The organism is Streptomyces sp. NBC_00569 (genome assembly GCF_036345255.1).
GTDB lineage: Bacteria > Actinomycetota > Actinomycetes > Streptomycetales > Streptomycetaceae > Streptomyces.
In genome coordinates, this window is record NZ_CP107783.1 from 10165005 (window position 1) to 10176641 (window position 11637).

At 68.7% G+C, this 11637-nt stretch carries 10 protein-coding genes and 4 pseudogenes; 7 read left to right on the forward strand and 7 right to left on the reverse strand.

Features of this window, described 5'->3' with window-relative positions; genetic code table 11:
* Positions 1 to 1232: 1232 nt before the first annotated feature.
* Positions 1233 to 1619 (reverse strand): VOC family protein, encoded by a 387-nt coding sequence (locus tag OHO83_RS46050; RefSeq protein WP_266681734.1) that lies wholly within the window; start codon positions 1617 to 1619, stop codon positions 1233 to 1235.
* Between the two features lie 265 nt (positions 1620 to 1884).
* Here OHO83_RS46050 and OHO83_RS46055 point away from each other — a divergent pair.
* Positions 1885 to 2069, forward strand: a pseudogene (locus OHO83_RS46055) (DJ-1/PfpI family protein); the annotation flags it as partial.
* 35 nt (positions 2070 to 2104) lie between these two features.
* On the opposite strand, the gene OHO83_RS46060 reads toward OHO83_RS46055, so the two are convergent.
* Positions 2105 to 2955, reverse strand: a protein-coding gene (locus tag OHO83_RS46060) for an IS5 family transposase (RefSeq protein ID WP_266681736.1) whose coding sequence is annotated in 2 segments (ribosomal slippage) — positions 2105 to 2598 and positions 2598 to 2955 — 852 coding nt in all. Because the reading frame shifts where the segments join, the coding sequence is not laid out codon by codon here.
* A 332-nt stretch (positions 2956 to 3287) separates the two neighbouring features.
* Here OHO83_RS46060 and OHO83_RS46065 point away from each other — a divergent pair.
* Positions 3288 to 3870 (forward strand): annotated as a pseudogene (locus tag OHO83_RS46065) (transposase family protein); the annotation flags it as partial.
* Between the two features lie 1249 nt (positions 3871 to 5119).
* Here the strand turns inward: OHO83_RS46065 and OHO83_RS46070 are convergent.
* The 3 genes from OHO83_RS46070 to OHO83_RS46080 form a co-directional block, all read right to left on the reverse strand.
* Positions 5120 to 5545: a TIGR03668 family PPOX class F420-dependent oxidoreductase gene (locus OHO83_RS46070; RefSeq protein WP_100597887.1), complete on the reverse strand. Its 426-nt coding sequence runs from the start codon at positions 5543 to 5545 to the stop codon at positions 5120 to 5122.
* A gap of 42 nt (positions 5546 to 5587) precedes the next feature.
* Positions 5588 to 6415, reverse strand: coding sequence for an LLM class F420-dependent oxidoreductase (locus tag OHO83_RS46075; RefSeq protein ID WP_266681738.1), 828 nt, complete (start codon positions 6413 to 6415; stop codon positions 5588 to 5590).
* A gap of 533 nt (positions 6416 to 6948) precedes the next feature.
* The gene (locus OHO83_RS46080) at positions 6949 to 7590 is read right to left on the reverse strand and encodes a type III effector protein (protein WP_266681740.1); all 642 of its coding nucleotides are present in this window, start codon (positions 7588 to 7590) and stop codon (positions 6949 to 6951) included.
* A gap of 127 nt (positions 7591 to 7717) precedes the next feature.
* On the opposite strand from OHO83_RS46080, the gene OHO83_RS46085 reads away from it, so the two are divergent.
* The 3 genes and pseudogenes from OHO83_RS46085 (at position 7718) to OHO83_RS46095 (ending at position 9095) form a co-directional block, all read left to right on the forward strand.
* Positions 7718 to 8152, forward strand: a complete 435-nt coding sequence (locus tag OHO83_RS46085) for an Hsp20/alpha crystallin family protein (RefSeq protein ID WP_266681741.1) — start codon at positions 7718 to 7720, stop codon at positions 8150 to 8152.
* A gap of 113 nt (positions 8153 to 8265) precedes the next feature.
* A pseudogene (locus OHO83_RS46090) lies at positions 8266 to 8654 on the forward strand (DUF2267 domain-containing protein).
* A 159-nt stretch (positions 8655 to 8813) separates the two neighbouring features.
* Entirely contained in the window at positions 8814 to 9095 is a 282-nt protein-coding gene (locus tag OHO83_RS46095) for a hypothetical protein (RefSeq protein ID WP_266681742.1), read from the forward strand.
* A gap of 21 nt (positions 9096 to 9116) precedes the next feature.
* Here the strand turns inward: OHO83_RS46095 and OHO83_RS46100 are convergent.
* Together OHO83_RS46100 and OHO83_RS46105 are read right to left on the reverse strand one after the other, a co-directional pair.
* Positions 9117 to 9656: pseudogene (locus OHO83_RS46100) on the reverse strand (transposase); the annotation flags it as partial.
* Between the two features lie 171 nt (positions 9657 to 9827).
* Positions 9828 to 10343, reverse strand: a complete 516-nt coding sequence (locus tag OHO83_RS46105) for a winged helix-turn-helix transcriptional regulator (protein ID WP_266681743.1) — start codon at positions 10341 to 10343, stop codon at positions 9828 to 9830.
* 99 nt (positions 10344 to 10442) lie between these two features.
* On the opposite strand from OHO83_RS46105, the gene OHO83_RS46110 reads away from it, so the two are divergent.
* Entirely contained in the window at positions 10443 to 11228 is a 786-nt protein-coding gene (locus OHO83_RS46110; protein WP_266681744.1) for an SDR family oxidoreductase, read from the forward strand.
* Positions 11229 to 11253: 25 nt separating this feature from the next.
* The gene (locus OHO83_RS46115; protein WP_266681745.1) at positions 11254 to 11613 is read left to right on the forward strand and encodes a nuclear transport factor 2 family protein; all 360 of its coding nucleotides are present in this window, start codon (positions 11254 to 11256) and stop codon (positions 11611 to 11613) included.
* The last annotated feature ends 24 nt before the right edge of the window (positions 11614 to 11637 follow it).

Below are 11637 nucleotides of genomic sequence, written 5' to 3' on the forward strand. Positions count from 1 at the left end.
GCATCCCGGGAACCGTGGCGTCTACGTTCCCCACTGGACGGCGGGGCCCTGCCACAACCCTGACTGCGAGAAGTACGTGCCCGAGCAGGTGACCGTCGACTCCGTACGCGGCGCCGCTTGGCGTACTCTCGCCGGCTTGGCCCACCACTGACCCCGAGCAAGGGTCACAGGCTCCGGCCGACGACGTTCCGCCGGTTCGCACCGAAGCCCACTCTGCTCGTATGACCGGCCCGGCAGTCTGGTGCGGCAACGCCGGGTGGGCAGCCCGCAGACGGTGGAGCCGCCCACCCCTCCCCGCCTCTTCCTGGCGGCGGCCCGTGCCGCCGTTCGTGCCTTCTCCGAGACCGCACACCCCCTCACCGGTTGCCCTGAACGGCCCCCTCCGACGGCGGGGCGTGCTCCCCCGGCGGAGGGTGGCGGAAGAGCGGGCCGCGACGGGCGGGACGCGGCAGCGGCCGGGAGCGGCATGGGACAGCGGCTCGGCCCCCAGCGAGGGGGCGGCGCCCCGGCGACCGAGCCGGCCACGGCTGCCGGCCGGCTGCGGGCGGGCTGCAGGTACGCGCCCGCCGCGGCGGCCGGCGCGTTCGTCCTGGCCCAGCTTCTGCTGGTGATCCCGGGGACCGGCCTGGGCTGGGACGAGATCGTGTACGTCAGCCAGGTCGAACCGGGCACCCCCACCGCGTACTTCTCCGCGCCCCGCGCCCGTGGCGTCAGCTGGCTCGCCGCCCCGGCCGCCGCGCTCGCCGGATCCGCCGCCCACCCCGCCGTCCTGCGGACCTACCTCGCCCTCCTGTCCGGGCTCGGCCTGCTGATCGCCCTGCGCGCCTGGCGAGGCCTCCTTCCGCCGGCCGTCCTCGGCTGCGCGGGCCTGCTCTTCGCCAGACTCTGGATCACCCTCTACTACGGCCCCCGTGCGATGCCCAACCTGTGGTGCGCGCTGGGCGCGCTGGCCGCGACGGGCTGGTTCCTTCGGGCGGTGGCACCGCCCTGCCGGGGTACCCCGGCAGGGCACCGGGCCCTGCTCCTCGCAGGTGCCGCCGTGGCGTTCGTCACCGCGATGCGCCCCGGCGACGGCGCCTGGCTGACGCTGCCCCTCACCGCCGCCGCGCTCCTAATACGCCCCTGGCGCCGGGCCCCGACCGTCAGCCACCAGAGCCTGCTGCCGTCCCCCGGCCAGTCGCCTGGGCACACGGTCGCCGAGGGGGCTCCGGCTCACGGCAGGTTCCGGGGTATCAGTCCTCGCCACTGCCGTACGGCCTGGTCAGAATCTCGAGGTTGTGTCCGTTGGGGTCGTCGAAGTACGCCCCGCGGCCGCCATCGTTGTGGTTGATCTCGCCGGGGTGGTGGTGGGACGGGTCCGCCCAGTAGGTCAAGCCCGCCTCGCCGATACGGGCGAAGATCGCGTCGAAGTCGTCCTCGGAGACAAGGAACGCATAGTGCTGTGGGCTGATCGCCTCGGCCGTGTCCATGTAGTCCAGCGTCACGCCGTTCGGCATCTGCACCGGGACGAACGGACCGTACTCAGGTGCCACCTCCAAACCCAGCAGATCCGCGAGGAACCGTGCGGACGCCATCGTGTCGTGCGCGGCGACGATCGTGTGGTTGAGTTCGACTGCCATCGGTCGGCCTCCTTCCCCCTGGCTGCCGGAACTGCTTTCCACGCTAGCAACCGTTCGGGCCGGCGCCATCGGTCTCTGGTCCGGTCCAGCTCCGACCTACGACCGAGAACTAGGAGGGCGAGGGCCCTTCCTGGCGCTGCACCTCAGTACGTGATCAACGCGTTTCAGGACTCGGAGTCAACGGCGAGGGCATAGAACGGTTCGGCATGGTCGTCCTGGCCGTCCCGCCCGCCGCTGATCTCGCCAAGGTGCAAAGGCTGCTCATGTGCGCGGACGCCGACTCGCCTCCTGGTCCAGTGTGCGCACTGACCTGCGCAACGCCGGGGCCGAGGTCGTCGACGGGAAGTCGTCATCGACGGACAATTCATCTCCAGCCGCTCGCCGGCGGACCTGCCAGCCTTCTGCCGGGCCATCGTCGACCAGTTCGCCAAGACCGGGTCGTCACGCTAGTGCTGTGCCGGGCCTAGAGCCTGTCTTCAAAGGAGTCAGATCCACATCAGGAGTGATGCGATGGTGAGGGCTGCCTCATACGATTCACGGGTCTTGTCGTAGCGGGTGGCGATGGCCCGGTACTGCTTCAACGCGTTGAAGCAACGCTCGACGACGTTGCGCTGTTTGTAGCGTTCCTTGTCGAAGGCAGGTGGTCTACCGCCGTTGCTGCCGCGTCGGCGGCGGTTGACCTGCTGGTCCGAACGTTCGGGAATGGTGTGCGGGATTCCGTGTTTCCGCAGGTAGCTGCGTATGTGTCGCGTGCTGTATCCCTTGTCGCCCAGGAGATGTTCGGGCCGAGTACGCGGTCGTCCCGGTCCCGTGCGCCGGACTTTGATCCGCGCGAGTACTTGCTCGAACTGGGTGCAATCGTTGACGTTGCCACCCGTGACGAGGAAGCCGAGCGGGCGTCCGCGGCCGTCGCAGGCGAGGTGGATTTTCGTGGTCAGTCCGCCACGGGATCGTCCGAGGGCGTGAGAGTGTGCCGATTCTGCTGGGGCCGCCCTTTTTTACGAGCACCTGCCGCGTGTTGGTGAGCGCGGGCAATCGTGGAATCCACCGACACCAGCCAGTCGATGTCCCCGACTGCATCCTTGCGGGCCTGGGCCGCCTCCAGCATCCGCGAGAAGGTCCCATCCAACGCCCACCTGCGGAAACGCGTGTACAACGTCCGCCAGGACCCATACCTCTCGGGCACATCACGCCAGGCCGAACCGGTCCGCAGCTTCCATACGATCCCGTTCAGCACCACCCGGTCATCCCGCCGAGGCCGCCCCGTCTCCGCCCTCGGAAGCAGCCTCGACAGCACATCCCACTCCTCATCCGAGAGCTCATGCCGCCGCACCATGCACTACATGATGCCCCATCAACTCCCTTTGAAGACAGGCCCTAGCGGGCTGGCTGCCCGACGCCCCGTCCGGGGGGCTGCACCGCCGCTGGCTGGCCTGGTGCTCCGGGGGCCGCAGGGGCGTCACATTCTGATCCAGATCACGCCGTCCACTGGCGAATCGACCAGCTTCGCCAGACCCCGTCCGTCAAGCCCGGTCCGTGGCAAGCTGGCGATGCTGACTTTCTGCGACCACAACCAGCGATGTGTCGGGCTGATGCGCCGAGTTGCATGGCGCTACCACTGAGCTCTTTCAGCGTGGCCACTGATCGGGTGAGGGGATCGGTGTCCGCCAACTCGCTGCCGGCTTCGGTATCTCCGTCGGCACCGCCCACGCGTACGCGGCAGCCGTCGTCGACCTGCTCGCCACCGTGCGCCCGGCCTCCTGCGTGCCCTGCGCGAATCCGAGCAGGACTAGGTCCTGATCGACCACCTGGCGGAGGGCGACCGCCCTGGTGACGGCCGGGCCGACTACTCCCAAAAGCATCATCGGCACGGGGAGAACGTGCAGGTAGTGAGCGATCCTGCCAAGCGGCTGCCTTGGATCTCGCCTGAACTGCCCAGCCGTGCCCACGACCTGACCGCGGCCCGACCCACCGGATCATCCGGATCTGCGAACGCCACGGTGTCCCCGTCCTCGCCGACCGCGCCTACATGGCAACTGGCCCGTGGGGGATGACACCCCTCAGACGCCAGCCGGGCCGCGACCTCACGCCAACCCATCGAACGATCAACCGCGCTCTCTCGGGGGCGCGGGCACCGGTGGAGCGGAGTGGCCCGCCGAAGTCCTGGCGGGTCTTCCGCATAGCCCGGTGCAGACTGAATCGAATGTCGTCAATCGCCGCGGCCGTACTCACCCTGGAGCGGCAACTTTGAATGAGTTCACTGTGTGCCGGACAGGCTGAGGAATCCCTGGCAAACGAGAGGACCCAGCCGCGAGGCCGTCTCGAACGTCGCCCAGCAAAACGAGGCCACGCCGGAGAACGTCGCCTATCCGAACCAGGCGTGGCCGGAGAACGTCCGAGCGTCCGGCTGCGCTTTGATCGCGCAGTACCCGGTCGTGCAGTTCGGCGTCGAACGCGGGGATCACGGTCATGCCCTCGCAGTGGGCCACTGACAAAACATCGCACCCCGGGCAGCATGAGTACGCCGTCCGGGGTGTGTGTGGGCTGGGGGTTGGGTCAGCCCCGGCTGTGCGGACAGCCGCGGACGGACGGGCTACAGCTTGTCCGGGCTCCCCGGGTCGTGCGGCACGAAGATCACCGCTGAGAAAACCTCAGTCTCCAGTTGACATGCAGAGCTCGCCGGGTCTCGCGGCTCGATATGGCCGTGGTCGTCGGCTTGGCTCGGTGCGTGATGACGCAGAAACCGCCGCGTCAGGAGGTTGGACCCGTGTTGTCCGCGGCGCCTCGGCGCTGCCGTGGAAGAGGGCGAACACGGCAGCGATGACGACCACATGGCGTCGCTTCACAGAAGTTGAGCCAGAACCCAATCTCGTGAACATCGAACACGCCAGTTACTCGGCGACTCCCGAGTAACTGAACATCCGCTGCCCAATCTCGTGTCTCGCGGGCCAGGTGCAGGACGAGGGCTCGGATGGAGCGGACGGTGCGGGGCGCCCGGGCTGCTTGTTGCAGGAGGCTCTCGCGTGGCGCCGCCGGAGCAGGTCGTGATGCCTTCGCAAGATGGTGTCCGGAGGGACGAGTAGCAGTAGCCGCGCAGCACCGCACGGGGGAGCGGGGCCAGGAGCGCGGCGAGGACGACCCGGTCTACGGGGGCTGAACTTTACTTTCTGCGAGTCGAGTTGGCGCTCGAGGAGAGAGAGCTGGTGGCGTAGGGCGAGGATTTCTGCGGGCTTGGCGTGGTCACTCGTGCGCGGCAGGCCCAGAGCGGCGAAGAGGTGAGCAGCGGTCAGGTAGGTGAGACGGAGCAGCACGAGCGGGCCTGGCTGAGCTGCGGCGTTCGCCGCGCGCCGGGGGAGACGAGCGGTGTCGGGACGGCGGGCGGATGGGCACCCAGCTCCTCCGGGGCAACGGCGGTGTCGGGTAGTCGAATAACGGTGACGACGAGCCGCGATGGTGCCGGTACTGGTGATGCCGGGGGCGGCGTGTCTCCTGCCCTACGGTCACCCCCCCGACGCGGCACGCCAGCCGTGCCACCGGCGGACGGCGATCACGAGCGCCGGACCGGTCGGCGGTCGCTGCCGGTACGGCGCGTACTTCTCCCGCAACAGGGCGACGGCCGCCGGGTACTCGCCCTGGGTGCCGGGCGGCAGCACGCGCGCGTCACCGTCCGCGCGGACCCACCACAGCCGCTCCCAGTCCTCGTCGTACGCGTCGACGAGCAGGCAGACAGCCGGGTGGGCCGCGATGTTGTCCAACCGTTTCAGCTGCTGCGACCGCTTCGGCTTCCAGTCGACGGCGGTGACGATCTCCTCGCCGTGGGCCGCGAAGACGACCGGCACCAGATGCGGGCGCAGGCCCGCGTCCACCGTCGCCAGGCGCGCCACCCGCGCGGTCATGAACCGGCGACGCGCCTCGTCCCCGGCCATGTCCGCCACGGTCAGCTCCTATTCAGCGGCAGCCGCGAGCTGTCACCGGTGGCCGGACGTGGCCTCGGCCAGTTCGTCCAGGGTGCGCAGCGTCTCGTTCTCCGGCAGGGTCGGCAGATACAGCAGGACGCGTTCGACGCCGAGTTCGGCGTAGGTGTCGAGCGCCTTCCGGTCGTGCAGGCCCGCGTACACCACGACGGACGGACGGTCACCGGCCGTCCGCCGCATACGCGCGATGCGTTCACCCAGCTTCTCGAGCGGCAGGGCGCTCGGCATCCACGCCGCACCGTACGCGGCGACGCGTTCGAATGCGCGCTCGCTGTCGCCCCCGACCCAGATGGGCGGATGGGGCTTCTGGACCGGCTTGGGCCAGGCGTAGACGGGATCGAAGTCGACGAAGTCGCCATGGAACTCGGCCTCCTCCTTCGTCCACAGCTCGATCATCGCGCGGATGCGTTCGTCCATGAGCCGCCCGCGGACGGCCGGATCCGTCCCGTGGTTGCGCATCTCCTCGCGGTTCCAGCCCGCGCCGACCCCGAACACGGCCCGGCCGCCGGAGATCAGATCGAGGGAGGCGACCTCCTTCGCGGTGTGGATCGGATCGCGCTGGATCACCAGAGCGATGCCGGTGCCCAGGAGCAGGTCACGGGTCACCGAGGCGGCCGCGGCGAGCGCCACGAACGGGTCGAGCGTCCGGTAGTAGATCCGCGGCAGCTCACCGCCCCCCGGGTACGGGGACTCCCGCTTGACCGGAATGTGCGAGTGCTCGGCCAGCAGCAGGGAGTCGAACCCACGCTCCTCCAGGGCGGGTCCCAACGCCTTGGGGCCGATGCCCTCATCGGTGACAAAAGTCGATACTCCGAACTTCATCCGCGACCACCTCGTCTCGTCGGCGCACCTGCTGTCAGTGTGACGCGGTCGGTCGCTCCTCGTCGGGCATGACCTCCCGCGGCGTGGCGTCCGGACCCTATGCCCACCGTCACTGCCCGACCCACGCGTCCGCCGGCCGCTGCAGGGCCACCTCGCGCAGCGCCGCAGTGGTGAGGCGAGAACGCCGGCGATCGCACGCGGGTCGTCACGGAGCTCGTAGACGATGTCGAGCATCCGCGCCCGGCCCTCGCGACCGTGTGGCACCTGCCCCAGCACCAGCTGGATGGTGGCCCGGGCGCGGCCGGTGGCGGCCACCTGGTCCTCGACGTTGCGCAGTTCCTCACAGAGCCGGCCTCCGCACACGCTGCGCCGCTCGTCGACCGTCATCAGGACAGGCGTCCGCGTCCTCGGGGACCAGCGGAAGAAGGCGGAGCGGCAGCACAGCCGAGGCAGTGCGCTTGCCAACGGTCGGGAGCGCGAGGTGACTTCCCCGGCGCTGTGGGGATCAGCGTGCTGTCTGGGGGGCGTGTGGTTCAGCCGTGATCGCTGCCGGCCTGGCGAGGTCGGTCGTCCTTGCGGTTGATGGTGTCGATGCGCGCTGCGAGGTCAGGGTGGTTGGCTCTGAGGTGGGTGTGGGTGTCGGCGAGTGGGTTGAGGAGGTTGGCGGCGTCGTTGTCGGCGAGGGCTTCGGTGAGGCGGGCCAGGGGGGCGTGGGCCTGGGCGGGGAGGTCGGTGAGGGCGGTGATCTGGCCGGCGAGCTGGCGTAGTTCGGCGGCGTTGGTCCGGGCCCAGGTGGCGATCGTGCGGTCGGCGGCGCGGCGGCTGCGGGTGGCTTGTACGCGTTGTTCACCGGTGGCGCCGGGAGCTCCGGGGCGTACGCGCAGGTAGCGCCGCTCCGCGGCCTGGCGGCTGGCGACGCCCAGGGGGTGTGCGAGGTCGGCCCAGCTGGATCCTGCTGCCCGGGCTGCCTCGATCAGCCCGGGTTCCCATCCGGCGAGCTGGTCGCGCAGTTCGCGCAGGAGGAGGAGCGCGGCCAGGGCCTGGTCCGCACTGGCTTGCCCGTCCTGCGGGTGTTTGCCGGTCTGGGCGGCGCGGACGGCTGTATCGATCGTGCTCAGCGCTTCCGCGGCGGCGGGGAACGAGGTGGGGGCACGGCGCTTGGGAGAAGCGGTCATGGAGATCCTCTCAGACGCGTCATCATTTGGGCGACGTTTCATTTGTCATCGGTTGGATGACATGTTACAACGGTGTCAGGTGAAGCGCATTGGCAGTTTCCTGCCAGACCTGTGGAGGTGTTTCGCGATGTTGATGCGCACTGACCCGTTCCGCGAACTCGACCGGCTCGCCCAGCAGCTGACGGGGGTGACCGGCACCTGGTCCAGGCCCTCGGCGATGCCGATGGACGCCTACCGCGAAGGCGAGGACTACGTGATCGCCCTCGACCTGCCCGGTGTCGCCAAGGACGCGATCGACATCGACGTCGAACGGAACATGCTCACCGTCAGGGCCGAGCGCCGCCCGGCCGCGAAGGCCGACGACGTGCAGATGGAGCTCTCCGAGCGGCCCCTGGGGGTCTTCTCCCGCCAGCTGGTGCTGGCCGACACCCTGGACACCGAGCGCATCACCGCCGACTACGAAGCAGGGGTGCTGACGCTGCGCATCCCGATCGCCGAGCGTGCCAAGCCTCGCAAGATCGCAATCGGCGGGGAGTCCGACCACAAGCAGATCAGCGGCTGAGGAGCCAATTCCCGACCGCACCTACGGCGGAGGACGGGCATCGACCTCCCCTTCCGGCCCCGTCCTCCGCACTCCGTCCTTCGCGCAACGATGCAGAAGGAGCAGTGGTGGCCATGCGATGGGAAGCATCCCTCGGCCACGTGCAGGAACGCGGCAAAACGCCACACCCCAGGAAGCCGAACGCTCCGCACGCACCGTTCTGGCCTTGCTGGGCGCACATCTGGTGGGGGTGGTCCGGGCGGAGCCGGCCGCCAGGCTCCCGGAGACCTTCGCCGTGATTCTTCTCAACCCGCTGCAGGCCACCGAGCCGCTCTCGCCGGAGCGGTTTGTCCGGGCTACCGCGGCGTGGATCGAGGGAGCCACCGAGCAGACCGCGGCCTGGGACGTCAGTGCCGTACTGAGCGTGGCCGCTGATGCCGCCGGCGAGGATCTCACCCACCGCATCCTGCTCCAACTGCCCCCGGGCTACGACCCCCTCTTCGGCCATCCCGAGCACACCTAAGCCCGTGAGCGTGCGCCGCTCGCACAAATCAGCAGGGTGGGCCAGCCAACGTTGGCCCACCCTGCCGGCGAAAACGCCCTTGAATGAGAAAGGCAACGCCCTCCGATGCTTCCGCTGCGTGAATCGGCCGCTGCCCGGCCCGGCATGACGTTTCAGTAGATGGTGGAAAGAATCCGCTACGAAGGCGCGTATCCCACCCGGGAGCGGGTCGAAGGCGTCACGCGCACCGTGCTGGCAGACCTGGGCCGCCAGCACACCGGCGACGAACGCGTCGACCTCGTCGCCTGCCTCCCCACAGAGGCCGCTGTGAGGATGTTGGGGTGCCGACCTGGGTGGTGGTCTGGCCGTGACACGACTGGCCCTGATGCCTTGCGTTTGATCTGCCGACTGCTGCCTGAGGCGGTGCGTGCTGTCACCGAAACGGTGGGCGTGTCCCGATAGACATCTCGGGATCCGAAGGAGTCAAGCAGCAGCTGCCAATGATGAGTGCGAGGGCGGAGCGAAGGCGCGTTCCTCGTCGAAGAGGCCTCGCTTCTGGAGACAGTGGAACGGCTGCCCGAACAGGCGGTTGATCAGGTGCCGTTGAGCTTGCGCGTGCCAGTCGCGGATATCCCGCCGGTGGCGGTAGTGGGACTGCGCGCCGGGTGATGAGCGCAGGGAGGAGAAGGCCCAGAGGCAGCCGGCGTGGTGGAGCCGATTGCTCTTGACCATGCGGCGTCCGACATAGTGCTTCTTGCCGGAGTCGCGGGTGATCGGCGCGGATCCGGCGTATGTCTTCAGTCCGCGGGCGTCGGAGAAGCGCTTGAGGTCGTCGCCGGTCTCGGCGAGAACTCGTGCCGCGAGTTGGACGCCGAGGTCTGGGAAACTCAGGAGCATCTCGGCATCTGGGTGCTCGCGAAAGCTGGCGTCAACTGCTTCGGCGAGGTTTTCACTGGGCTGGCAGGCTGTTTCGAACTGCTTCGGCAGAGCGAGAAGTTGCTTGCCGAAGGCGTTCTTGATGGCGATTCTTGAAAACGACCGGCATCGCTCCTCGCCTCACTTGATCAAGTGGTCGATGAATGGGCGCGATGGGCCTGGGAGGTGTCGACGGCGATCCTGTGCGCCTGGTCGATTAGGTACAACTTGTGCGTTCCGGCCCGGATCAGGGCTTTCCGAGGCTTGCTCGGGGCAGCCCTACGCCTCCGCGGGGGTGGCCGGTCGTGTCGCGTAACGGTGGCGCATGGCCTTGCTGGCTGCGGGACCTGCGGTGAAGACGTAGGTGTCGCTGTCGTCGAGTCGGTGGCCGGTCTTGGCGTCGACGACGACGGGTTCGACTTCCTCGCCGTTGTGGGCGTCGATGAGGATCATGCTGCGTTCGGCCGGTGCGAGGCGGGAGTTGCCCCATGCGGCCAGGGCGACGATCACCGGTCGCAGGGAGCGCCCGAGTTCGGTGAGGACGTACTCGTGCCGGACGGGGTTGGTCTGGTAGGGCCGGCGCTCCAGCAGTCCGTCCGCGACGAGGGTCTTCAGTCGAGTGGTGAGCATGCTGGAGGAGATGCCCAGGCTCTCCTGGAACTGGTCGAAGCGGGTGTAACCGTCGAAGGCGTCATGGAGGATCAGCAGCGTCCACCACTCGCCTACGTGTTCCACCGTCGTGGACAGCGGGCACTCCCGGTCCTCCAGCCTGATCCGGCTTGCCACGGCGACCATCCCCTCAGTTGCTGCTAAAGTCGAAGTTAGTAGCTTTGATTTTAGCAGTAACGACGGGAGCGGTGCCCTCCGCGCCCGCACCCGGAAACGGAGCACACCGTGACCACACCCCTCAGCGAATCCCTCGAAGGCCGGCGTGCTCTCGTCACCGGCGGCACCAAGGGCACCGGAGCCGCCATCGCCCGACGTCTAGCCCAGGCCGGCGCAACCGTACTGGTGACCGCCCGTAGCCGCCCCGACGACGTCGAGGAGAAGACGTTCATCACCGCCGACCTGTCCACCGCCCAGGGCGCAGCCCACGTCGCCGCCGAAGTGGACGCCCGTGTGGGAGGCGTCGACATCCTGGTCAACACCCTCGGCGGCTCCGAAGCACCGGCCGGAGGGTTCGCGGCGCTCGGCGAGGACGACTGGGCCAGGGAGCTGAACACGAACCTGCTGGCCGCCGTCCGCCTGGACCGCGCACTCCTGCCGCACATGATCACCAAGGGCAAGGGGGCCGTCGTACATGTCACCTCGATCCAGCGCCGCATGCCGCTGTGGAACGGCACCCTGGCCTACGCCGCCGCCAAGGCCGCCCTGACCACCTACAGCAAGGGCCTGGCCAACGAGGTCGCCTCGCACGGCGTCCGCGTCAACACCGTCTCGCCCGGCTTCGTGCAGACCTCGGCCGCCGACAACCTCGTCACCCGGATCGCCCACGACGCAGATATCACCCAGGAAGCAGCGCTGGGCCGGCTCATGGACTCGCTGGGCGGCATCCCGCTGGGCCGTCCCAACCGGCCCGAAGAGGTCGCCGAGTTGGTCGCCTTCCTGGTCTCCGACCGCGCCTCGGCCATCGTCGGCGCCGAACACGTCATCGATGGCGGCACCACCCCCACCGTCTGAACCCACCACCATCCCAAGGAGCGCCATGTACGACAACCAGCCACGCACCAGCGCCCCAGACACCCTGCCCGAGGTCATCACCCGCTACCTGAAAGCGCACCGCGCCCACGACACCGCCACCGCAATCACGGCGTTCACCGACCAAGCCACGGTGATCGACGACGGCAACACCTACGCGGGCACCGAGGTGATCGAGGCGTGGCTCAACCGATCGGCCACCGAATTCACCTACACCATCCACCTCACCCACGCCCAGCAGACCGACGCAACCCGCTACATCGCCACCCACCACCTCGAAGGCAATTTCCCCGGCGGCACCATCGATCTGCGCTACAAGTTCACACTCCGCGACGGCCTCATCGAACGCCTCGTCATCGAACCCTAAGTGCCCCACGCATCCCGTTGCCGC

Excerpts from the sequence above, each read along its gene's own strand:
- OHO83_RS46050 (WP_266681734.1), bottom strand. The coding sequence starts at position 1,619 with ATGGCAGTCGAACTCAACCACACGATCGTCGCCGCGCACGACACGATG.
- OHO83_RS46070 (WP_100597887.1), bottom strand. The coding sequence starts at position 5,545 with ATGGCCGGGGACGAGGCGCGTCGCCGGTTCATGACCGCGCGGGTGGCG.
- OHO83_RS46075 (WP_266681738.1), bottom strand. The coding sequence starts at position 6,415 with ATGAAGTTCGGAGTATCGACTTTTGTCACCGATGAGGGCATCGGCCCC.
- OHO83_RS46080 (WP_266681740.1), bottom strand. The coding sequence starts at position 7,590 with ATGACCGCTTCTCCCAAGCGCCGTGCCCCCACCTCGTTCCCCGCCGCC.
- OHO83_RS46085 (WP_266681741.1), top strand. The coding sequence starts at position 7,718 with ATGTTGATGCGCACTGACCCGTTCCGCGAACTCGACCGGCTCGCCCAG.
- OHO83_RS46095 (WP_266681742.1), top strand. The coding sequence starts at position 8,814 with ATGGTGGAAAGAATCCGCTACGAAGGCGCGTATCCCACCCGGGAGCGG.
- OHO83_RS46105 (WP_266681743.1), bottom strand. The coding sequence starts at position 10,343 with ATGGTCGCCGTGGCAAGCCGGATCAGGCTGGAGGACCGGGAGTGCCCG.
- OHO83_RS46115 (WP_266681745.1), top strand. The coding sequence starts at position 11,254 with ATGTACGACAACCAGCCACGCACCAGCGCCCCAGACACCCTGCCCGAG.